Consider the following 21,844-nt stretch of genomic DNA (forward strand, 5'->3'; position numbering starts at 1 on the left):
CGCCCGTTCCGCGCGCGCGAGTCGCCCGTTCCGCGCGCGCGAGTCGCCCGCAGCCTGCTGCGCGCAGCCACGGTGACAGCGTTGTGGTCCCGTGTTGCTGTTCGAGTGCGGCCTGATGCCGCGTCATGTGTCCATGACGCGGTGGGGGCGGCGGCCGGGGCGGTGTCAGGTTCCGCTGACGTCGGGTGCCGGGCCCATCGCGTTGAGGGCCGTGACGATCGTGCGCTCCTCGTAGGCGAAATGTGCTTCCAACTCGGATGCGAGCCGTTCGAGCTCGTCCCGGAGCCGAGCAGGGTCGCTCTCACCGGGGACGTGGTCGTCGACGAGCCGGCGGATCTCCCCCTGCAGCCGTGCGACCACGGCGTGTTCCGCACTCAGTTTCTCCAGTTCCGGGGCGAGCGCGGGAAACCGTTGTGCGATCATCGGGAACGCGCCCATGTTCTCGCCCGTGTGGTGTTGTTCCAGTGCTCCACAGAACTCCAGGCAGCGCCTGCGCATCTGCTGTGCAAGGTCGTCCGGCCTGCGTTCACTGGTGACGGAGTCCGCCCGGCCCTCGGATATCTCGTCCACCTGACGACGAAGCTCGACCAGCTCACTGCGCAGCCACTCGTGGCCCTCCACGAGGAAATCACCCAGCCCCTGCGCCCGACCCGCGCCTGGCGTCGGCGTGATGCGGTGCAGGGTCACCACCGGAATCACGCGAGATGTCTTGGTCTGGTACTCCCCGAATCCCGGGGCGTGCTCGACGACTTTGTGGAACAGCGCGTCCCGCTCCTCGCCAACGGGGACTCCGGCCATCGCGTCATAGGTCTCGGTGCCGGTCTCGACGGTCACCGCCGGGTTGTGCCGGATGTTGTGGTACCACGCCGGATGGGTGGGCGCGCCCATGGCGGACGCGACGACGAGCGGCTGCCCGTCGATCTCCAGATACGCGAGTGGGCTGGTCCGGCGCAGGCCGGTCCTGGCGCCGACGGTGGTCAGGAGGGCCAACGTGGAACCCTCGAACATCCCGCCCACTCTGCCGCCGTTGGCCCGGAACTCCGCGATGATCTGCCGCTGGAACTCGTTGAAATCAAAACTCCGCTCGGCCATGCTGCCCTTTCGAATCGATCCATCGGATCGGAGGACGACACCACCAAGAGACGGCACGAAAGAACCCCGCGGGCCAAACGCACTGGGAAAGCGATACCGCGACTCCGGCGAGGAGCAGTACCGATCTCTATAGTGGCTGAGTAGCCGCTACCTCCATGCGTAGGCCCATACGGGGCTCGCCGGAAAATTAGCATGCGGCATCCCGATGCGGCAAGACCGACTCATCGCCGCCAGGGCGCGTCTCGCAGTCAGGGGCCGCCCATCAACCCGTACTCGGCGAGGCGATCGTCGTCCCCGACGAACACCTCCATGCCGCACACCGACTCGTCGGGCCGGCCGAGGATGTCCATACGGTGATGCAGGGGCGGCGCGAAGGTCCCGAGCCGGCGCAGCGGCTCCCGGCCCGGCGCAGCGGCATCGACGTCGTGTCTGGTCGTCAGAGTGGTATTGCCTGAAATACGGAAATGACGGTCGCAGACCGCACCTTCTCGGGCAGCGCCGCCGGCGAGAACAGCGACACCCCGTACAGGTGCTCATGAACCACGCTGTACGCGCCGACGAGGACGACCAGCACCCCGAGCACGAGCAGGGCCCTCTGTCGCGGTAGCACCGCCGCATCGTGGCATCGATCGGCCATCCGCTTGGAGGACCATTCGCGACATGAGCAACAGCCATACCCGCCCGCCGAGCACCTCGGGCGAACCCGGCAGGGTGATCGTCGTGACCGGCCCACCCGGGGCGGGCAAGTCCACGATCGCCCGGCGGGTCGCCGACGCGCTCTCGCCCAGCGTGCACCTGCACGCCGACGACTTCTGGAGCTACATCCGCCGAGGCGGGATCGCGCCGTACCTGCCTGAAGCGCACCGCCAGAACAGCATCGTGATCGGCGTGCTGGCCCACAGCGCGTTCGGCTACGCCGCCGGGGGCTACCACGTGATCTGCGATGGTGTCATCGGTCCCTGGTTCCTCGACGTGTTCCGTGCCGCGAGCAGGACCAGCGCAATCGATCTGTATTACGTCGTACTGCGACCCGACCGGGCCACCACTCTGCACCGAGCCGTCGCTCGAACCGCCGCCGACTCCCTGACCGATCCCGAACCGATTCAGTCCCTCAGCAGTCTCGACACTCTCGAGCCACACGTGCTGGATTCCAGCCACATCGACGCCACGGGCACCACGGAGATCGTCCTGCGGTCACTCACCGAAGGCCGCTACCGACTCTGATTCCGAGCACACGCGATCCACAGGTTCGACAATCGCTCTTGCCGGCAGCTGTGACGGCCCTGGCGCTCGACATCATCGTCGGCCACACTTCGGCGCATGGGGCCCGGTGATCCTCAGGTCCGACGCGATGCTCGGACCGTTGAGATCGCTGTCGCGGTGTTCCTCGGTGGCCTCGTCGCCGTTGTCCCGAACGTCGCTCTGTGGCTGGCCGGCCTCGCCGTGGGCGTCGAGGACCCTGGCTGGGACTCGACGCGACAGACGGTCCTGATCGCCACGATCGTCATCGGCGCTGCCGTGGCGGGCGGATGGCTACTTCGGGCACGCCGCCGAGGTCTCTGAGTCCCTTTCATGCAGAGACAGTCCAGGAGAGATTCCGTCACGCGGCCCGAGCGAGACGGAAGCCGAGGTCGTCGATCGCGAACGACGGGTGGCTGCGGCGACGCACCGTGGCTCCGCACCCCCGAGCCGACTCGGCCCAGCCACCACCGCGGAAGATGCGATAGGAGCCGTAGACCTCCTCGTCGTAGAGGTCCCAGCACCACTCCCAGACGTTTCCCAGCATGTCGTACAGGCCCCACGGGTTGGGTGCCTTGCCGCCCACGTCGTGGAGCCGGCCCCCGGAGTTGTCCGCGTACCAGGCGATGTCGTCGATCTCCCCGTACCGGTATCCGCTGGTGCCCGCCTTGCAGGCGTACTGCCACTCCGCCTCGGTGGGGAGGCGGTAGCCGTTGGAGGCCCAGTCGCAGGTCACCTCCCCGCTCCGGGCGTCGCGGGAGTAGGCCTGGTCGAGTCCGGACCGGTCCGACATCACGTTGCACAGGTCGATCACGTCGTCCCAGCTGACGTTCACCACGGGTGAGGCACCGCTCGCGGACGTGACGGGGTACCGGCCGAGCAGGAAGGGCGCGATCTCCACCCGCCAGCGGGTGCCGCGCCGGTCGTCCCGAAGATCCACAGCGCCACCGGGGACGTGAACCATCGAGGAAACCGACAGGTCCTCGGTCGAGGATTGCACGCGGTGGGCCTCCCGGGTCGGGCGACCACGGGGTCGTGGCACGCGTCGAGCCAGATCATCCCAGAGCAGGCAGAACCTCGGACCGATGACGACGGAACCCTCTGTGACGTGCAGGAACGGGATGGACCGCGTCCGGGGGGTCGCTGGTTCCGGACGGGTGCGTCCCAGCTGATCCGTTCGACGATGTCCGGGTCATGATCCCTGCAGACCGCCGGCTACAGGAGGGTCAGTCGACCGAGGTCTCGCGCCGGCCGTTGCGCTGGTGGACGGGTGCGGCGTCGGGCTCCACCGACCACTCGACGAATCTCCGGGCGAAGTCGTTGCCCCGCCCCATGCGGAGACTGTTGGGCCTCCGGCCGCTGTACTGCCGTCGTGCGCTGAGCACAGGGCGAAGGCAGAGCACGTACGTGGCGCCGATCATCAGCACCGCGATCACGCCCGAGAACAACACGGCGATCATCACCGTGAACGAGTCCACCATCACGAAACCCCCGCCGCAGAGCGGCCGGCCAGGCCGGAGAACCGCTGCTCGACGACCGCAGCGTCGGACCTGCACATCATCATCATCATCAACATTTCACGCCCCCCGGCGAGTACTGCGACTCCGTACAGCAACGACTGCATAGCTCCCCCTCGAGACATGACGGCGACGCGGCTTCCAGCGATACCGGGCCATCTACTGCCTACGTACGGAGACAGTACAACGTCCGGGGCCGGGAGAAGCTGATGGTTCGCTGTCAATATCACTACGGACAACGGCCCACATCGGTTCAGTGGGTGCTGCCCACATGTGACACGGACAACGTGCTCGAACCACTCGCCGCCGGCGTCAGCGGGATCCAGGCGCTGCGGAGCACGTCGCGCGGTACGGGCTCCCGGCGCGGCCGGCCACTATAACTACCACCTCGGTACGGAGGTAGTAGTTCGGCCGGTGCTGCGTCAGGATGAGCACGGTCGACGTCGGGAGGCGGCATGCGCGGGTTCGGTGAGCTGGAGGCGGTGGTGATGGACCGGCTGTGGGCGATGGGCGGGTCGGGCACCGTCCGTGAGGTGCTCGAGCAGCTGCAGCAGGACCGCACCATCGCCTACACGACGGTGCTGTCCACGATGGACAACCTCTACCGCAAGGGCCACCTCACCCGAGCGCGGGAGGGCAAGGCGCACCGCTTTCACACGATGGTCAGCCACTCCGAACACACCGCCGCGCTGATGCGCCAGGCCCTGAACACCGACACCGACTCCGAAGCGGTGCTCACCCACTTCGTCGGAGAGATGACCGACGACGAGTTGGCCCGGCTGCAGCAGGTGCTGCACCGCCGCTCCAGCGGGACACCTCGATGAGCTTGCCCGTCTGCGTCCTGGGCTCCAGCGCTGTGGTGACGATGGCCGGCCCCCCGTTGCTGCGGCGGGCCACCCAGGCCGGGGTGGCGCCGGCGTGGGGCATGGCCGCGTGGATCACCGCCATGGCCAGCGTGCTGGGCGCCTGGGTGGTGGCGGTGGGAATGCTCGTCGATGATCTGGTGACGGGCTGGGGACATCTCGACGGGATGCTCGGCTGCTGTGTCGCCGTGCTGGCCGACCTGGCCGGGGGTGCGGGCAGCAGGATCGTGCAGGGCGTCCTGAGCGCGGCAGTCGCGCTCGCCACCCTCGGGCTCGCGCTGGTCGTGACCCGCGTGGGGTTCGACCTGCATCGGGCCCGCGCAGGCACCCGCCGCCACGCGGACGCTGCGGTGCTCGCCGCCCGGGGGACACCACGCGGCCCCGGCGGAGCGCTCGTGGTGGACGTGAAGCACCGCAGTGTGTACTGCCTGCCCGGGCGGATCCGCACCATCGTGTTCACGCGGGCCGCCTTGGACGCGCTCGACGAGGCCCAGGTGGCGGCGGTCATGGCCCACGAACGGGCCCACCTGACCGGGCGCCACCACCAACTGCTGGCTTGCACCGCGGCATTGGCCTGGATCCGGCCCGGGAGGCGCTTGTTCGCTGAAGGCGCCGCCTCGGTCGCCCGGCTGGCGGAGATGGCCGCCGACGACGCCGCCGCCCGTCGCCACGGCGGGGAGACCGTCGTCGGTGCGCTGCTCGCCCTGTCCGGACCCGACCAGCGCCCCTCGAGCCGGCTACCGGTCCCGGGGCTCGGTGTGGCGGGAGCGGGGGTGGCCGACCGCGTGGAGCGTCTGCTGTTCCCTCCCGAGCGGACCAGCGCCCGACTCGCCCGGGTCGCCACCACGGGTGCACTCCTGCTCGGCCCGTTCCTGGTGGGAACGCTGACCGTCCTGTCCCCGCTGTGCACGCCCCTCATGCGCTGACCGGGACCATGTGCCCGGTGGCCGGCACGGAAGAATGCAGCGGGTGATCTGGACATCGCCCGAGCCCGCCCCTCCACCCGGGCTACTGACGGACGGACCGACGACGGGCGTGGAACGGCCCATCCTGGAGGGCTACCTGGCCCATCATCGCGCGACGTTGCTGAGGATCTGCGCAGGTCTGACCGGCGAACAGATTGCCGCGCGGCCGGTGCCACCGTCGACGTTGTCGTTGCTGGGGCTCGTCCGGCACCTGGCCAAGGTCGAGCGGATCTGGCTCAGACAGCGGGCGGGCGGCCAGGACGTACCGCATCTGCACGGCGGCCCGGGCAACAACACGGACTTCGACCTGGTCGACCCGGCTCGCGCCGAGCAGGAGGTGCAGGCGCTGTGCGAGGAGTGGCGCCTCGGGGATGAGGCGGTCGCGGCGGTGCCGCTCGACCACGAGTTCGACTTCCGCGGCGACCCGATGTCCTTGCGCATGGTCTACGTGCACCTCATCGGCGAGTACTCCCGGCACAACGGCCATGCCGACCTGCTGCGACAGGCGATCGACGGCGTCACCGGGCGCTGAGCTCTCCCGAGAGCGCCGTACCCCGGTAGCCGTAGCCCGCGGCGGTCAACCCGTCCTGTCCGGGGTCACCCCCGGGCGACGCACCCCCGTCACGCGGACGCGGAAGCCCATCGTCGGGCCGGGTGTCGGGGCCGCCTTGCGTCGCAGCACGTAGTCCGGCGGATCGAGAGCCAGGTCGAGCCGGTGGAACAGGCGCGCCGCGGTGAGAGTCATCTGCACGTCGGCGATGCCCTTGCCGAGACACGTGTGCGGGCCCTTGCCGAACGGCGCGTACGCACCGGGGGTCGCGTGCTCGCGGCGCTCGGCGCTGTAGCGGTCGATGTCGAACGCCTGCGGGTTCGGGAAGAACTCGGGCAGGAAGTGCGGGACGGTGACCGCGCAGTACACCGGCTCGCCCTCCCGGATCCGGTACCCCGCGTACTCGAAGTCCCGATCGGCGACCCTCGGCTGCGCGACGGCGATCGGGTAGAGGCGCATCGCCTCCATCACGGCCCCGTTGATGGACGGCATGTCGGCGAGGGACGCCTCGGTGACGGGACCGCGGGCGAAGACGGCGTCGGCCTCGGCCCGGACCCGCTCGAGCACCTCGGGGTGCTTCAGGACCGCGTAGACGAGCGACGCGAGGGTGTTCGCCACGGTGTCGAGACCCGCGACGTAGGGGCCGGTGAGGGCGAGGACGAGGTCGTCCGCCGAGATGAGCGACGGATCGCGGTCGTGCGCGTCCATGATGTCGTCGACGAGCGTGCGCCTGTCCCCCACGACAGGCGGCCGGTTGCGATGGTCACTGATCATCTGCCGGCCGAGCTCGTTGACGCGCGCCTTGGCCCGGCGGTACTTCGGCCGCTTGAGCACGATCGCCGGACGCTGCTCGGTGACCAGGGCGTTGAGGATGTACAGGATCACCGTCCGGATGTCCGTGACGTACTCGCGCGGCGCATGGCCGGTGAGCAGAATCCCGAGTTGGCTCGTCACCATGTACTGGATCGCGGTGACCACGGGCACCGCCGTCCCGGCCCGCCAGTCCTGGTCGAGGCAGCCGTCGGTGATGGCCACGACGTCGTCGAGCCTGCCCTGCAGCGCCTCGCGCGAGTACCCGCGACGCATGACCTCGCGCAGCCTGCGGTGCTCGGGGCCGTCGACCCCCGTGAGGGTCCGCGTGGCGCCGTACTCGTCGACGAGGCCCTGCCACACCTCCTTGGACCGCAGGCTCGCCTGGCCGTCACGCGAGCCCATCCACCGGGCGAGCTCCGGACCCGCGAGAACGGTCAGCGTCCGGTTGAGCGCGCGGACGCGGAAGACCGGGCCGTGTTCGAGATAGCAGCGGACGAAGAACGCCGCGGGGTCCCGCGCGAGGTCGGCGACGCTGCCCACGACGGGCAGCCCACGCACGACGGGGATCGCCTTCTCCGCGACTGTCGGTGTGCTCATCCGGTCCCCCCCGATCCGCACCAGCGTCCCGCCTCCACCGGCACCGCGTCCAGGGCTGGTCCGACCCACCGTGAGCGATCAGCAGCCGACGGGTGCCGTACCTTGCCCCGGTGTCGACCGCCCTTGCCGCCTACACAGCCGACCACGCGGTCCCCCTGGACACGCTGGACCCGGACGCGCCCTTCGACGACCTCGAACCGCTGGCCGAGCGCTTCCGCGCCGCGCGGGTCGTCGCGATCGGCGAGAGCGCGCACTTCGTCCGCGAGTTCTATGCGTTGCGACACCGCATGCTGCGGTTCCTGGTGGAGCGGTGCGGCTTCACGGTCTTCGCGATGGAGTCCGGGTTCAGCGAGGGGCTCGAGGTGGACTCCTGGGTCCGCGGCGGCCCCGGCGACCTGGACACCGTCGCCGAGTGGGGCATCACGTACCGGATGGGCCGGTGCCCGGAGATGCGCGCCCACCTCAGCTGGATGAGGTCGGCGTCGGTGCCGTTCTTCGGACTCGACGTCCCTGGCTCGGCCGCCTCGCCACTGCCCGCGTTGCGGAACGTCCGGCGCTACGTGGACGGTGCGGACCCCGACGCCGTCCCGCTGGTCGACCGGCTGATCAACCAGGTCGAGAAGTACGCGAGCGAGTCCACCCTCACGGCGTTGGCCGCCTACACGCAGCTCGACCGGTCCGACCGCGACGCCATGACCGCCGGCCTCGCCGATCTGGCCGTGTGGTTCGACGCCAAGCAGGGCTCTGGCGCCCCGGACGCCTACGCGGTCGTGCGACACGAACTGCGGTTGGCCTGCCTGCTCGACCACGGCCTGCGCAGCCAGGCAGCGCAGATGCTCGCCGGGGAGACCGCCCATCCCCCGGTTTCCGCACGTGACCGCGGGATGGCCGAATCGGTGTTCTGGATGCTCGAACGCTTCGGGCCGGACGCGAAGATCGTCATCGGCGCCGCCAACAACCACGTCCAGCGGTCCCCCTTCACGATGCCGGGGTTCGAGCTGTCCGTCGCCGGGACCCACCTGGCCCACCGGCTCGGTGACGCCTACGTGGCGGTGGCCGTCACCAGCACCGGGGGCACGACGACAACGCGCCGGGCCAACCCGGCCGCTCCGGGTGGGGTCGAGATAGCAGGCGCCGAGCTCGGGCCACCCGCGGACGGCAGCATCGAGGCGGTGCTCTCGGGGCTGAGCGTCGTCGACCTTCGTGGCGCCCGCGGGCGGGTCGCGGGGCCCGACAGCATCCGGGTGATGGACACCTACCAGCCGACGCCGGTGCTCGACGCCTTCGACCTGGTGGTCAACATCCCGCGGGTCTCCCCCAGCGCGCAGGTCACCGGCTGACCGTCAGAGAACCTTGCGGAAGTACGTGGCGTGCCGGTCGTAGCCGATCGCCTCGTAGAAGCTGTCCGCCCGGGTCGTCGCGAGGGCGACCAGTCTGCCTCCCCGGCCGCGCACCTCGTTCTCGAACGCGGTCATCAGTCGCGAGCCGAGGTTCCGTCGCCGCAGGCTCTCGTGAACGGCGATCTCCTCGACCCAGGCCACCGGCCCGTTGGCGAAGAAGGCCGGGTGCTCGAACCCCAGTAGATAGCCGCCGACCTGCCCATCGACGTCGATCACCAGCACGTGCGCATCGGTGGCGGACAGGACGGCGGCGAAGCTGCGACGGAACGCCGTCGGCTCGACGGTGAAGGAGACGGCCATGTCGGCGGCCAACTCGAAGACGGCCTCGACGTCGCCGTCGTCCGCAGGTCGGACGCGCGGCGTGGGGAGATGGGTCATGTCGGCGACGCTACGACCGCTGCCCTGCCCGTCGGGAACAGGCCGCGGTGCCGCGCGCCGGCCGACCGATCGGGCCCGGCCGTCACCCGGTTCGGGCGTTGCTCGCCCTGGCATGGGTGAGGCGGAGCAAATCGGGCACCCCGGAGTGGATCGACTCCACAGCCCTAGGACAAGGACGTCGCACCATGTTCATGAACGTTCAGCGTCTGATCAACGAGATCGTCCCCGACGAGCCGGATCCGGCCGCCGCCAACGCCCTGCAGGAGGGGCTCGGCGGCCAGTTCGGCGAGATGCGCACGATGATGCAGTACCTCTTCCAGAGCTTCAACTTCCGCGGAGCGGCAGCCAAGCCCTACCGGGACCTGCTCTACGGAGTGGGGACGGAGGAGATCAGTCACGTCGAGCTGATCGCCACCACCATCGCCCGGCTCACCGACGGATCGCCCCGCTACAAGGGCTCGGCCAAGAAGCCCGTCGACGAGCCGGGCAAGGGCGGCGCGACACCGCTGGCCGACGCGATGAGCATGGGCAACATCCACCACTATCTCGTCGGCGCCCAGGGCGCCCTGCCCGTGGACGCCGCGGGCAACCCGTGGTCGGGGTCCTACGTCTACAACAGCGGCAACCTGGTGCTCGACCTGCTCTACAACCTGATGCTCGAGTCCACCGGCCGGCTGCAGAAGTGCCGGATCTACGAGATGACCAAGAACAAGACCGCCCGCTCGACGGTGGCCTACCTGATCGTCCGCGACCAGGCACACGAGAACGCCTACGCGAAGGCGTTGGAGACCCTGGGAGTCAACTGGGGCAAGACCCTGCCGATCCCGAAGACCGACGCCGAGCGCTTCCCGGAGGTCAAGAAGCTGCTCGACCAGGGGCTGCACCTCAAGCAGTACACGTTCAGCCTCGACAACCTCTCCGAGGCCGGCAAGATCTACCGTGGCTCCGCTCCCGCCGCCTCGAACGGCGCAGCGTTGACCACCGAGCAGCGGCCCGAGGGATTCCCGATGGACATCGCGGTGGAGCGTCCGGAGGAGTTCGCGCCCGGGCTGGACCCGGCGCTGCTCGAGCTCGTGCAGGCCACCGCCGAGTTGGAGCTGGCCGAGGCCGACGCCCCGGGCGCAAGCAAGAAGCGCCGCTGACCTTCGCGGTCACCGCTGTGAGCAGAAGCCCCTCCGACGTCGGAGGGGCTTCTGCCGTGTAGTGAGTCGCTGCTGGCAGATAGGCGGGGCTCGGCCGCACCGAACGGCAACCGATGGGCGGACAGCGCTCGAGTTCTGTCAGGCCGCGAGGATGCTTCATGACGACGGGTAGCGTCGCTCCCAGCATGGGCAGAGGCAGGGCGAAGCAGAAGCGTGATCGGACTGCGGGTCCCGACGGCGGCAGCGCAGGTGTTCCCGCCCCGGTCGTGCCGGTCCCTCCCGCGCCGAGCGGTGGCGGTCACAAGCCAGCGCCCGACCAGTCCCTGCACGGCTGACCGCCGCCACCGTCTTCGCGTCACGCTGCGCCGTACAGCAGCAGACCGGCGGTGTTCCGGTCAGCCGCCGAACGCCCAGCTTCGTGTAGACGTCCATCGGCGCGCCCGCCTGCACCTGGCCCGACGGCCGGTGATGGACGCTCACAAACTGTCCAACCAGCCCATCACGTTCCAGATGCCGGTACCGAACGCGGCTGGCGGCGGCCTCAGAATTGGCCCAGGAATCTGTTGTGGGAATGACCCAGATCCCAGCACTTTCGGGCACGTAGCGTCGCGGACATGACGACGAGCAGCGCGCAGGAAGACACGTAACGGACATCGAGCGGCCTTGCTCGACCTGACCAAGATCCGCGCGCCTCAAATGATGTTCGGATCTTCCTCGCACTGATCGAACACCGTACCCACAGCAACAATCCGACAGAAAGAGAGCAGGACATGAACAATGTAGTCAAGATGGGACTGGTTTCCGTGCTGGCGTTTGGCGGCGTGATGGCCTGCAGCACGGGTCAAACGTCTGACAGCGCCCCGGCGCCTGCCAGCGCCCCAGCGGCCGCCGGCGCCCATGACCATGGCGACGACGTCCATCGCATCGGCGCGGGGTCAGTGACACGTCTGATGACCCAGGACCTCCCCGATGTGTCCGGAAAGGAAGGGATGATCGAGATCGTCGATTTCGCCCCGGGCGAAGCTTCCCAGGTACATCGGCACAATTGCGATCTCTTCGTCTACGTGATCGAAGGAAGTGTCGTGACACAGCTGAAGGGTGGCGACCTCCAGACGATCAACACCGGCGGCGTCTTCTACGAATCGCCTACGGATATCCATCTCATAAGTCGCAATGCCAGTGAGACACAGCCCGCAAAACTGGCCGTCTTCTACGTGAAGGCGAAGGGCACTCCGCCGACCGAGATTCTGCCCGAGGGGACCAAGTAGCACCTCTCCTGTGCGGCGGCCCTCGCGGTGATGGGTCCTGCGAGGGCCGCGACCTCCCAGGCGATGGGGACGTGAGCCTCGTTCAGGAACCGCGCGCAGGGTCGGGCGCGGCCGCCGCCATCTCGACGCCGATCCCCGCCCAGACGGCGTATCCGATCCCACTGCGAAACCTCCGGCCAGGAGCAGCACGAGCCACGCACCAGCCCTGCCGTTGCGCTTTGCGACCGTGACAGTCATGGGTCAGTCCTTTCGTGCTGACAGGGTGCGGTGGGGTCGTCTGAGGTGAGGCCCGGCGCCGGATGGTTCGTCACGCTGCTCCGCTGAGTTGCAGTCCGACGACCCCGGCGATCACGATGGCGATGCGGATGAACTTCTTGACGCTCTGGCGCTGTTCGAGGAACAGTGCGCCGACGATGACGACCCACGCCTGCCACACCGCGCCGGCGCGTGCCCCGTCGAATCGTGCGTGCCGGTGAGATGATGACCAGATGATCACGACTCGAAAGGGCAATGCCGCGTAGGCGCCCGTCCCGTGTCCGGGAAGCAGCGAACCAGGCGCCAACCACGGAGATCCCCGGGGTTCCGATCTCTACAAGTCGGGCACTGGACCGACTCGGCCGTCCTGAGGTCAGCTCGCCGAACGTCAGAGAGGCACTCGCTACCTGGCAGGCAGTGGCGGGCAAACCACGAGCAACTCTGAGCGCCGCCCACAACGACTGGACCGAGTACATCGGGCCGCCTGCGCGAGACCAACTCGAGACGGCGTTGCGCGCGCTCGACCGGCGCCGTGCGGCCCCTCTCCGGAGAGCGGTGGGCCGGGCGGACGACGCCTTCCGGGCGAAGACTCTCAACAATCCGAGAGCGGACCAGTCGGGGCCATGGTGGGCCCGACGTTCGTGGCATTGATGCGTATGGCCAGCTCGTCGGCGGCTTCGACGGCGATGTCGATGGCTCGGGTCGCGAGAGGCGATCGGGTGCGGTCGGCCGGCCAGTGCAGATACATCTCGCGGGTGGGCGATGGTCGCAGTGGGTGGATGCTGAGCCGGTCGTCGGACGAGGCATCGGATCCGTGGAGGGCGAGCCATGGCAGCACTGCCGAACCTATGCCCGCCCGCACCATGGACAAGATGGTCTCGTGGCCGGCGGTTCGGAACACGATCCGTGGCTGTGCGCCGTAGCCGGCGAGCGCCCGCTCCAACCATTGTTGGTGATAGGTGGGAGGCCAGGCGACCATCGGAGCATCGTCGAGCAGCTTCACCCGTACCGGACCATCGGGGAATGTGCCGGCGCCGGCCACCAGGAGGTACGGCTCGTCGAGCAGCTTGACGTGCTCGACGTCGCCTTCGACCCGGCCGTCGTGGAACAACAGGTCGAGATCTCCGATCTTCGGATCGTCCGGCCTCACCTCGGACAGCCTGATGTCGCAGCCGGGGTGCTCGTCCAGCAGCCGGCGCACGACGGCCGGCAGGATCAGGTTGGACACGCTCTGGAAGGTGCCGATGTCGATCCGGCCGCTACCCGCCTTGAAGCGATCGACGGCGTCGGCCAGCGCCTCCGATCTCGCCAGCAGATCGCGGCCGTGGGTCAGGACCACCTCGCCGAGGGGAGTGATCCGTACCGGCCTCGGACCTCCGGGCCGGTCGAAGACGGCGCCACCGATGGCCCGCTCCAGCGCGGCGACCTGCTGGCTCACCGACGACTGGGTGTAGCCGAGCCGGGCAGCCGCTCGCCCGAACGTTCCTTCCTCGGCGATGGCAGCCATCGTCCTCAGATGGCGCAGTTCGACGTCGCCCACGCGCCCTAGCATAGCCGATGGCGATCAAGTCGATCGGGAACCTTCGCTTTTCTCAATGCTCCGGTGTACCTAGCGTCGTTGACATGACGACCTACGGCACGCCGACTCCCGAGCAACTGACCAGCCCTCGGGGCGTACCTCTGACGACGCTCAGTTGGGCGGACGTACGGACGCGAGTGGCCGAGGCAGGCGACTTCCTGCTCGCGACCACCGACCCGGATGGACGGCCACACGTGGTGCCGGTGCTGGGTGTATGGCGTGAAGGAATGTTCTGTTTCGTCACTTTCCGGCAGTCCCGCAAGGCCCGCAACCTCGTGCGGAACAACGGATGCGCGGTCACGGTGCCCGGTCATGATGTCGACCTGGTTTTCGAAGGCGCCGCCCATCTCGTTCGGGATCCACCTCGGCTGCAGGGAGTTGCGGACCTGTTTCCGGCCAAGTATCCGTGGTGGCATCCGTTCGTCAGAGACGGCGAGTTCTACGATCCCGCCGACACCGCCCTCGATGATCCTCGGCACGTCTACGCAGTCGAGCCAGCACAGGTGTTCGCATTCGGCAAGGAGACGGGGTTCAGCGCCACCCGCTGGCGTTTCCCGATGCTCTGACCGCACTCGGCCCGCCGGTGGCAATCGCATCGAACGAAAGGTCACATCAATGCCGACAATGACCGACACCGAATGGCGATCCTTCGTCACGACAGGAACACGGCTTGCCCACATCGCCCTCGCCCGCGCCGACGGGCGACCCCATGTCACCCCGGTCTGCTTCATCCTCGACGGCGACGAACTCGCCTTCGCCCTGTCGCCCGGGAGCGTCAAAGGTAAGAGCGTGGCCCGTGACCGGCGCATCGCAGTCTGCGTGAGTGACGAGCGGCAACCCTACAGCTTCGTGACCATCGAAGGACATGCACGAACCTCTGCCGAGCCAGACCGGATCACACACGTCGCCACGGGCATCGCCGGCCGCTACTACCCCTCTCAACCCGCAGAGGCCATTGCTGAGTCATTCGTGCAGGAAGGCTTCACCGCGGTTCACATCAGCATCACCAACGTCATCGCCCGGTCCGGCCTGGGCTGACACCATCCCGGACGCGATAAACCCGGCGACGTCGGTGGTAAGCCCCCGCGATGATGGCCGACGTGGAAGAGGTCGAGGTCGTCGTCGCCCATCACGAGCGCGCGACCCTGCGCGTCGGCGACGTGTTCCTGAAGATCGACGCCGATCAGACGCGCACCGACGTCGAGGTCGAGGCGATGGCCATGGCGCCGATCCCGACTCCGGAGGTCCTGTGGCGGAAGCCGCCCGTGCTCGCGCTCACCGCCCTCCCCGGGACGGCACTCGGCCGCCTCGGCGAGCCGTCGCCCGCGTCGTCGGCGGCGTGGGCCGCGGCGGGCGCCGCCGCACGGATGCTGCACGACGCGCCGCTGCCGCCATGGCTCGGCCGGAGCCTCGACGAGCTCGCATCGGAACTCGACGGCGAATGCGAGTGGCTCGTCAGGAACGGCGTCCTTCCCACCGACCTGGTCACGCGCAACCGCCAGGTCGCCGAGGCTGCGCTCCGGCCGTGGACCCCGGTGTTCACGCACGGCGACCTGCAGATCACCCACGTGTTCGTCGACGGTGCCGAGATCACAGGCGTGATCGACTGGTCCGAGGCGGCCCCGGGCGATGCCCTGTTCGACCTCGCCACCTTGACGCTCGGGCACGAGGAGCACCTCGGCGACGTCGTCGCCGGCTACGGCACCGACGTGGACCTCGACGTGATCCGCGCGTGGTGGTCGTTGCGAAGCCTGCTGGGGGTCCGCTGGCTGGTCGAGCACGGCTTCGACCCGTCCGCGCCGGGCTGCGAGGTCGACGTGCTGAGATCCCGGATGTGAGGCGGCACGGGCCCGACGCTGCTCGTACGTCTGATCATGGGCAGGCGTCGCCTCTCGCGCACGCTGGTTCACCCCGCCCGAGGCGGTGCGCCTACGGCCTGACCGACGAGGTGATCGGCGGTTCGACCGGGGCCCCGGAGTCCGGCACCCCGGCGTAGTCGGGCAGCTCGACGCCGTTGATCGCGCGCTCGATCAGCTCGAGGTCCCATTCCGGCTCCGCGCTCGGCTCGGCGTCCGGCCCGGGGACGTCGCGGCTGCGCACGTGCAACCGTCCGATCTCCTGGTTGGCCTCGACGAACGAACGCATCCGCCCCTCGTAGCGGGCGAACCCGGCCTCCGGGTCCCACTCGGCGGCGGCGAGCTCTCCGGCCAGCAAGTAGGCGCCGACCAGGGCCAGCCCGGTGCCCTGCCCGGACATCGGCGACGAGCTGAACGCCGCGTCCCCGAGCAGACCCACCCGTCCACGCGACCAGCGGTCCATCACCACCTGGGCGACCTGGTCGAGGTAGAAGTCCGGGGTGTCGTCCAGGTGGGCGAGGATGCGCGGGGTCAACCAGCCCAAGCCGGCCATGCGCTCACGCAGCAGGCGCTTCTGGGCCGCGATGTCGCCGTGGTCGACGTCGAAGTCGGCCGCGGGGAACGAGAACATGGCCATCGCCCGGGTGGCGTCCTGGACGGGCCGCAGACCGGCGGACCGCCCGGACTCCGGGTCCTGGTAGTCGATCAGCCAGCGGTCCAGCCCGAACTCGTTGGGCACGGTGTAGAAGGCAAGCACGAGCCCGAGATGGCGGAGGAACCGCTCGCGCGGTCCGAAGACCATCGTGCGCAGCGCCGAGTGCAGCCCGTCCGCCCCGACCACCAGGTCGAAGCGCCGCCGGTCGCCACCCGCGAAGGCCACGTCGACCCCGTCCCCGTCCTGGGTGAGCTCGGCGATCCGATCACCGAAGACGTACTCGACACCGTCGCGGGTGTCGTCGTAGAGCACCCGGGACAAGTCCCCGCGAAGGATCTCGATGTCCGCGATGAACCCGTCGCCGCCGTCGTCGTCGGCGCGGAAGGTCTCCAGCACGTTCCCGTCCACGTCCACGGTGTACGCGCCCGCGGTGTCGGTGCAGGCCGCGCGTACCGCCGCGTCCAGTCCCATCCTCCGGATGACCTCCTTGGCCACCCCGCGCGCATCCACCGCCTGCCCACCGGGACGCAGCCCGGGGGTCCGCTCCACCACGGTCACCTCGGCCCCCCGCCGGCGCAGCCAGTGGGCCAGCGCGGGCCCCGCGATGCTCGCCCCCGCCACCAACACCCTGATACCGCTCACAGCGCCCCCTGCTCGTCCGATTCGTGTCGCTGATTGTGGAGGTGGGCCTATCCTCGGTCCGCCCCCATCTGGACAGTCAGACTCGCGGCGCAGCCAGGAACTCATCGCTGCGTAGTCATCGGGTTCAGCGATGGTGGATGATCGCGGTCCCAACAGTCATGCCGACCCGCTCCAACTTCGACCGCATCTGGAGCAAGGCGCCCCCGCACGATCTGCGGCGCACGGAAAACACCCTGGTCGCGGAGACAGGGCGGCTGCAACCACAGTTGCGCCTGGTAGAAGGCTTGGAGTGGGCCACGGGAACCGAACTCGCGTAGCCAGTTTGGAAGGCAGCCGATCAGCACGGTACAGGGCATCCACGTGCATCAACACACATCAGGTCGGCATCGTCGGCCGCCGGATTTCGCACCCGGCGACGATAGGGCGAGGCACATGACGTGGCACGGAGCGTGTTGTAACTGACGATGGCCGGGGCCTGGCGTGACCAGACTCCACGGCGCATTGCGGCCCAGCCCGCGCCACCCGCCGGGTCAGCCAGGCAAGCTCGGCCCGAGCAACCCTGGCCATGGCGTTCAGCCTAACCACGTGAACCCCTATGCCGTAATGCAAGCACCATCCAGCGCTTCGAACACGCGTTTGGTCGCCGAGGCCCCGCACGGACCGGGCGCAAGTGGGGCCACCGCTGGCCGGGTGATCGGCTGGGATTCTCCTCGCGTCGGCGTGACGGGTCCCGGCACCGTCGCTGCGCCGATGTGAGGAGAGACCCAGCACCGCAGATGCCACGGGCCGAGCACCACCTCATCCGGCCGTATCCCACCATGACCAGCCGCCCGCACCGCGTGGGGCGCCGTGGCTGGTCAGGGTGGAGGTGGTCACTCCCCCATGCGATCGGGCGGCTGGTTCGGCACCGCCCAGGATGAGTTCCTTGACCGCGGCGCGCGGATCTGCGCCGACCAGCCCAGGCTGCGCGATCCCGGTGAATCGATCGTGGTGTCCAGACGGCTCAGCCCAGCCGCGACGATGGGCGGGGATCGAAGTCCGCAGCGGTGATGCCGTCGGCGTGGCCGGGTGGCCACTCGACCAGCTCAATCCGGTAGCCGTCGGGGTCGGTCAGCCAACCGACCGCCGGTCCGTCGGGTCCGCCGGGATGTTCCACGGGCCCGGGTGTCAGGCCGACGGCGGCCAGCCGGTCGAGGGTCGGCACCAGCGCATCCACCTGGATCGCGAGGTGGTCGAACCCGTCGCCCACCTTCACCGGGCCGTCGGCCAGACGATGGACGAGCTCGAGCGTGGCCACCGGTTCGCCGGGGAACTTGAGCACCACCAGGCTTCCCCCATCGCCCATGGCGATCCTGCCGAGCTCGACATAGCCGATGGCCGCGTAGAAGCGGAGTGACCGATCCAGGTCGGTCACGCGGACGGCCACCATGAGGGTCTTCATGCCGACGCACCCGTGCGGCGCACCCGGTAGCGGAGATGGGTGACGTCGCGGTCGTCGAGCCGGCGGACCAGTTCGAGCTCCGTGCGGTCCCCGCCGAGCTGGTCGAACAACCGCCGGCCATCGCCGAGCAGGACCTGCACCAGGTGGATCTCCAGCTCGTCCAGCAGCCCGGCACGAAGAAGCGCCTGAGCCGCGCCGGCCCCGTGGACCAGGACGGCCCGGCCCCCGGCCGCCGCACAGGCCTCGCGCACGCAGTCCTCGACATCGGTGACGAAGCGTGCCCTGCCAGGTGGGATGTCTCCCTCCTCGACCCGGTGGGTGAGAACGAAGATCGGTACGCCGTCGTGGTGGTCGCCGTTCCAGCGTCCGGCGAGTTCGAAGGTTCGCCGGCCCGAGATCACCGCGCCGGTCGCCAACGCCTCTCCATACACCTGCCCGCTCGGACCGGCGGATTCTCGGTCGTCGAGCCAGTTGAACAGTCGCCCGCCGCCGCGCCCGAGCTCCTGACCAGGCCGATCGTCGGGACCGGCGATGTAACCATCGAGCGACATGGACATGTACAGCCGAATCGGACCGGTCATCGTCAATTCCTTCGCCTCGTACCCATCAGGGACGCACCGTCAGAGCGCGTCATCCCCTCGGAGACCAGCGACCAGCAGCCAACTCATCGGTCAGCACCGCAGCCACGCAGCCCGCCCACCGGAGACACCCAGCAAGAGCTGATCATTCTTGGAGAGGCTGACACAGGGCTCCAAGGGCCGACAGGCCCCCGCCGAAGGCGGTCCATCGGGGTAGTTCCCTCGGCCCGCGCGGCCTTGAGCACGTACCTGCCCCGCCCCGACCCTGCGGCCCGGCACGGACGCCGAACCCTGGTTCTAGCTGCGGTAAGCGCCCAGAAATGTCGGAGTTCCGGTTCAGACTCCCTGGCTATGGAGCAGACCGGGCACGTGGCGGGGTTGGGTGGACCAGCTCGAGGGCATGGCGGTGCACGTCACCGACGCGATGCTGCGTGCGGCCGTCGGGGGCGCCGCCGACGCTGCATGTGCTCGTCGACGACCTCGACCCGGCCTATGTGGGGAAGCTGGGGTGCCGGCCCATGATGCGCGGCCGTGACGCGTATGCCGCGGTTTGGTGATGGGGTTGTTCGGGTCGATGCTGGGCGCGTCCCGCCTGGTGCTCACCTACGAGCACGCGCTCGGGATCGCGCCACGACTCGTCGACGATCCGGGCCGCCTGCGGCTTCGGTGATCGACCCGTGACTGCTCCAGACATCCGCTGCCTGGCCTGCGGAGTCGCGCTCCAAGCCGATGCTCCGGCCTGCCCGGCCTGTGGGAGCTTGGACCGTGCGATCAGCGCGGGCGACTCCGCAACCGACCCGGCGGCGCCCGTTGCTGGCGGGGCAGTTCACGGCATACGGCGCACGTTTGCGCCGCGCCGGGCCTTCCTCGGCGCGAAACCCCATCACTGCTGATCTGCACCTCGACTGGCCGGGCGCGTTGGGGTGCTGCACCGCCGGTGCAGCTGAACACTTCGTCCGAGCGCGCCAAGCGCAATGACTCGTCCATGTGGTGCGCTGGTGACGTTGGCACACTGATCGCATGAAAGGTCTGACCGCCGAACTCGTGGTCGAGGGTCGCGTCCCGCAGAGCCCGGCGCTCGCTCCGAACGGGCATCTGCTCTGCCATGTTCTCGCCCCCACCAGCCGAATCGATGACCACCTCGACACCGCACTCTGGCTCGCCGACATCGAAGGCGACGGTGTGTGGCGTCGGGCGACCGCCGACACCGCAACGGAGTCCCGGCCTCGCTGGTCCGCGGACTCGCGCACGCTGTACTTCCTGTCTGACCACGCCGAGCGTGGTACTCCGCAGGTGCACCGGTTCACCCTTGCCGACAAGGGGGTGACCGCGGTGACCAGTTGGCGCGCCGGCATCACCGACCACCTGCCGCTCGCCGATCCCAACCTGGTCGCTCTGCTCGCCGAGGACGAGCCCACCGAGCAGGACACGCGCCGCGCCCAGGACCGCGACGACGCCATTGTCGTCGGTGAGCGCGAACCGCGTGCTCGGCTGCGCCTGCTCGACCTGCGCACCGGCCAGGTCACCACCCCGAGCGTGTTCGGCGACCGGCACGTCGTGGAACTGCGGCAACGACCCGACGGTGGCCCGCTCGCCCTACTCACCCAGGCCAGCGCCGACAAGGACTACGGCCCCCGCAATGGCCGACTGCACCTGTTCGACCCCACAACGGGGACCGCGGAGGACCTCGGACCGGTCGAGGCCGAGGCACACTCTCTGGCCTGGTGGCCGGCCGAAGACGGTTGGCACCTCGGTTACATCGCCCTCACGCCACCGGTCCTCCACGCCGGCACCGCCGTGTTCGACCTGGCCATGGGCAGCCGCGTCCGACGCAACCGCACCGCCGACCTTCCGATGTGCCCCACCGAACTCTGCCAAACCGACGCCGCCCCTCTGGTGGTGTTCGCCGACGGCCTGAACACGACCCTGGCCCGGCTCGACCCCGACGGCCCCACGCCACTGTCGCAGCACCCCGGCCACCTCGACGCCCTCACCACCACCCCCGCAGGCACGACGATCGCGGCACTGACCGGAACCCGTCACCAACCCACGAACGTTCACGTCGGGCCACCGACCGGGCCGCTGCGGAAGATCACGGACACCCGCCCCGAACTGGACGGCATCGCATTCGGCACCCAGCGAACGCTGGCCTATCGAGCCGCCGACGGCCTCGATCTGGACGGTCTGCTCGTACTACCGGTCGGGAAATCCGCTTCAGACGGCCCGTTCCCGCTCGTCACGATCGTGCACGGAGGCCCCTACGACCGTTACGCCGATCGCCTCCAAGTGTTCTCGTTCCACGGCGCACAGGCACAGTGGCTGGCCACCGCTGGATACGCGGTGTTCCTTCCCAACCCGCGCGGCGGCCAGGGCCACGGTCACGAGTTCGCGGCCAGCGTCGCGGGCAGGGTCGGCCGGGAGGAATGGACCGACATCCTGACCGGCATCGAACTGCTCATCGCCGAGGGCATCGCCGACCCCGACCGACTGGGCATCGCCGGCGGGAGCCACGGCGGCTTCATGGCCGCCTGGGCCGTTGGGCAGACCGACCGGTTTCGCGCCGCGCTGGTCAACGCGGGCATCGTCGACTGGGGGATGCTCGCCGCGACCGGGGAGTACGGCCAGTTCGACGGTGCGCTCAGCGGCAGCATCGGGTGGGACGGGATCGGCCCGCACCCGCATGACGCGGTCAGCCCGGTCTCCTTCGCCAGCCGCGTCCGCACTCCGGTGCTGATCCTGCACGGCGCCGAGGACACCAACGTCCCCCTCGGCCAGGCCGTGTACCTCCACCGGGCACTGCGCCACTTCGGCGCCGAGCACGAATTCGTGATCTACCCCAGAGAGGGCCACTCGATCCGAGAACGCAACCACCAACTCGACGTCCTGCGCCGCACCCGTGCCTGGTTCGACCGCTGGCTCCAGCCCTGACCGGGAACGCGTGGTCCTGGCGTGGCTGGTCCCATACTGACGACTGGAAGAAACAATGGCGGTCCTGGGCAGACCGTGCCGCAAGA

23 protein-coding genes are annotated in these 21,844 nt (G+C 69.2%); 12 read left to right on the plus strand and 11 right to left on the minus strand.

What is annotated here, in order from left to right; all coding sequences use genetic code 11:
• Positions 1–165: 165 nt before the first annotated feature.
• Positions 166–1,092: a nitroreductase/quinone reductase family protein gene (locus AC5L35_RS24730; protein WP_495062074.1), complete on the minus strand. Its 927-nt coding sequence runs from the start codon at positions 1,090–1,092 to the stop codon at positions 166–168.
• Between the two features lie 436 nt (positions 1,093–1,528).
• A complete protein-coding gene (locus AC5L35_RS24735; RefSeq protein WP_495062075.1) occupies positions 1,529–1,675 on the minus strand; it encodes a hypothetical protein in 147 nt (48 codons plus the stop codon).
• A gap of 77 nt (positions 1,676–1,752) precedes the next feature.
• Between AC5L35_RS24735 and AC5L35_RS24740 the strand changes: the two genes are divergently transcribed.
• Entirely contained in the window at positions 1,753–2,316 is a 564-nt protein-coding gene (locus AC5L35_RS24740) for an AAA family ATPase (protein ID WP_495062076.1), read from the plus strand.
• A 96-nt stretch (positions 2,317–2,412) separates the two neighbouring features.
• Entirely contained in the window at positions 2,413–2,655 is a 243-nt protein-coding gene (locus tag AC5L35_RS24745; protein WP_495062077.1) for a hypothetical protein, read from the plus strand.
• Positions 2,656–2,692: 37 nt separating this feature from the next.
• On the opposite strand, the gene AC5L35_RS24750 is transcribed toward AC5L35_RS24745, so the two are convergent.
• Complete coding sequence (locus tag AC5L35_RS24750; protein WP_495062078.1) at positions 2,693–3,271, minus strand: formylglycine-generating enzyme family protein; 579 nt, start codon at positions 3,269–3,271, stop codon at positions 2,693–2,695.
• A gap of 286 nt (positions 3,272–3,557) precedes the next feature.
• Positions 3,558–3,812 carry a hypothetical protein gene (locus AC5L35_RS24755; protein ID WP_495062079.1) on the minus strand — a complete coding sequence of 85 codons (255 nt, stop codon included), beginning with the start codon at positions 3,810–3,812 and terminating at the stop codon, positions 3,558–3,560.
• A gap of 491 nt (positions 3,813–4,303) precedes the next feature.
• Between AC5L35_RS24755 and AC5L35_RS24760 the strand changes: the two genes are divergently transcribed.
• The 3 genes from AC5L35_RS24760 to AC5L35_RS24770 all read left to right on the plus strand — a co-directional run bounded on the left by AC5L35_RS24760 (position 4,304) and on the right by AC5L35_RS24770 (position 6,208).
• Positions 4,304–4,672 (plus strand): BlaI/MecI/CopY family transcriptional regulator, encoded by a 369-nt coding sequence (locus AC5L35_RS24760; RefSeq protein WP_495062080.1) that lies wholly within the window; start codon positions 4,304–4,306, stop codon positions 4,670–4,672.
• Positions 4,669–5,637, plus strand: coding sequence for a M56 family metallopeptidase (locus AC5L35_RS24765; protein WP_495062081.1), 969 nt, complete (start codon positions 4,669–4,671; stop codon positions 5,635–5,637). The genes AC5L35_RS24760 and AC5L35_RS24765 overlap by 4 nt, the downstream gene beginning before the upstream one ends.
• A 109-nt stretch (positions 5,638–5,746) precedes the next feature.
• On the plus strand, positions 5,747–6,208 hold the full coding sequence (locus AC5L35_RS24770; protein ID WP_495062082.1) for a DinB family protein: 462 nt from the start codon (positions 5,747–5,749) through the stop codon (positions 6,206–6,208).
• 45 nt (positions 6,209–6,253) lie between these two features.
• Here AC5L35_RS24770 and AC5L35_RS24775 read toward each other — a convergent pair whose 3' ends face one another.
• A complete protein-coding gene (locus AC5L35_RS24775; RefSeq protein ID WP_495062083.1) occupies positions 6,254–7,636 on the minus strand; it encodes a cytochrome P450 in 1,383 nt (460 codons plus the stop codon).
• A gap of 110 nt (positions 7,637–7,746) precedes the next feature.
• On the opposite strand from AC5L35_RS24775, the gene AC5L35_RS24780 reads away from it, so the two are divergent.
• Positions 7,747–8,976, plus strand: a complete 1,230-nt coding sequence (locus AC5L35_RS24780; protein ID WP_495062084.1) for an erythromycin esterase family protein — start codon at positions 7,747–7,749, stop codon at positions 8,974–8,976.
• Between the two features lie 3 nt (positions 8,977–8,979).
• On the opposite strand, the gene AC5L35_RS24785 is transcribed toward AC5L35_RS24780, so the two are convergent.
• Positions 8,980–9,414: a GNAT family N-acetyltransferase gene (locus AC5L35_RS24785; protein WP_495062085.1), complete on the minus strand. Its 435-nt coding sequence runs from the start codon at positions 9,412–9,414 to the stop codon at positions 8,980–8,982.
• A gap of 191 nt (positions 9,415–9,605) precedes the next feature.
• On the opposite strand from AC5L35_RS24785, the gene AC5L35_RS24790 reads away from it, so the two are divergent.
• Entirely contained in the window at positions 9,606–10,556 is a 951-nt protein-coding gene (locus tag AC5L35_RS24790) for a manganese catalase family protein (protein WP_495062086.1), read from the plus strand.
• 770 nt (positions 10,557–11,326) lie between these two features.
• Positions 11,327–11,824, plus strand: a complete 498-nt coding sequence (locus AC5L35_RS24795) for a cupin domain-containing protein (protein WP_495062087.1) — start codon at positions 11,327–11,329, stop codon at positions 11,822–11,824.
• A 307-nt stretch (positions 11,825–12,131) separates the two neighbouring features.
• Here AC5L35_RS24795 and AC5L35_RS24800 read toward each other — a convergent pair whose 3' ends face one another.
• Together AC5L35_RS24800 and AC5L35_RS24805 are read right to left on the minus strand one after the other, a co-directional pair.
• Entirely contained in the window at positions 12,132–12,320 is a 189-nt protein-coding gene (locus AC5L35_RS24800) for a hypothetical protein (protein ID WP_495062088.1), read from the minus strand.
• A 351-nt stretch (positions 12,321–12,671) separates the two neighbouring features.
• On the minus strand, positions 12,672–13,619 hold the full coding sequence (locus AC5L35_RS24805) for a LysR family transcriptional regulator (RefSeq protein WP_495062089.1): 948 nt from the start codon (positions 13,617–13,619) through the stop codon (positions 12,672–12,674).
• 83 nt (positions 13,620–13,702) lie between these two features.
• Between AC5L35_RS24805 and AC5L35_RS24810 the strand changes: the two genes are divergently transcribed.
• Genes AC5L35_RS24810 through AC5L35_RS24820 form a run of 3 tightly spaced genes read left to right on the plus strand, consistent with a single transcriptional unit; the run spans position 13,703 to position 15,496 of the window.
• Positions 13,703–14,224, plus strand: a complete 522-nt coding sequence (locus AC5L35_RS24810; protein WP_495062090.1) for a pyridoxamine 5'-phosphate oxidase family protein — start codon at positions 13,703–13,705, stop codon at positions 14,222–14,224.
• A gap of 58 nt (positions 14,225–14,282) precedes the next feature.
• A complete protein-coding gene (locus tag AC5L35_RS24815; RefSeq protein ID WP_495062091.1) occupies positions 14,283–14,696 on the plus strand; it encodes a PPOX class F420-dependent oxidoreductase in 414 nt (137 codons plus the stop codon).
• A gap of 53 nt (positions 14,697–14,749) precedes the next feature.
• Positions 14,750–15,496 carry an aminoglycoside phosphotransferase family protein gene (locus AC5L35_RS24820; protein ID WP_495062160.1) on the plus strand — a complete coding sequence of 249 codons (747 nt, stop codon included), beginning with the start codon at positions 14,750–14,752 and terminating at the stop codon, positions 15,494–15,496.
• Positions 15,497–15,587: 91 nt separating this feature from the next.
• Here AC5L35_RS24820 and AC5L35_RS24825 read toward each other — a convergent pair whose 3' ends face one another.
• From AC5L35_RS24825 to AC5L35_RS24835, 3 genes are all read right to left on the minus strand, one after another.
• On the minus strand, positions 15,588–16,811 hold the full coding sequence (locus tag AC5L35_RS24825; protein ID WP_495062092.1) for an FAD-dependent monooxygenase: 1,224 nt from the start codon (positions 16,809–16,811) through the stop codon (positions 15,588–15,590).
• Positions 16,812–17,814: 1,003 nt separating this feature from the next.
• Positions 17,815–18,252, minus strand: a complete 438-nt coding sequence (locus tag AC5L35_RS24830; protein ID WP_495062093.1) for a VOC family protein — start codon at positions 18,250–18,252, stop codon at positions 17,815–17,817.
• The gene (locus AC5L35_RS24835; RefSeq protein ID WP_495062094.1) at positions 18,249–18,833 is read right to left on the minus strand and encodes a dihydrofolate reductase family protein; all 585 of its coding nucleotides are present in this window, start codon (positions 18,831–18,833) and stop codon (positions 18,249–18,251) included. The genes AC5L35_RS24830 and AC5L35_RS24835 overlap by 4 nt, the downstream gene beginning before the upstream one ends.
• Positions 18,834–19,850: 1,017 nt before the next feature.
• On the opposite strand from AC5L35_RS24835, the gene AC5L35_RS24840 reads away from it, so the two are divergent.
• Complete coding sequence (locus tag AC5L35_RS24840; RefSeq protein ID WP_495062095.1) at positions 19,851–21,758, plus strand: S9 family peptidase; 1,908 nt, start codon at positions 19,851–19,853, stop codon at positions 21,756–21,758.
• Positions 21,759–21,844 lie beyond the last annotated feature (86 nt).

The organism is Pseudonocardia sp. OZ21, from assembly GCF_059359135.1.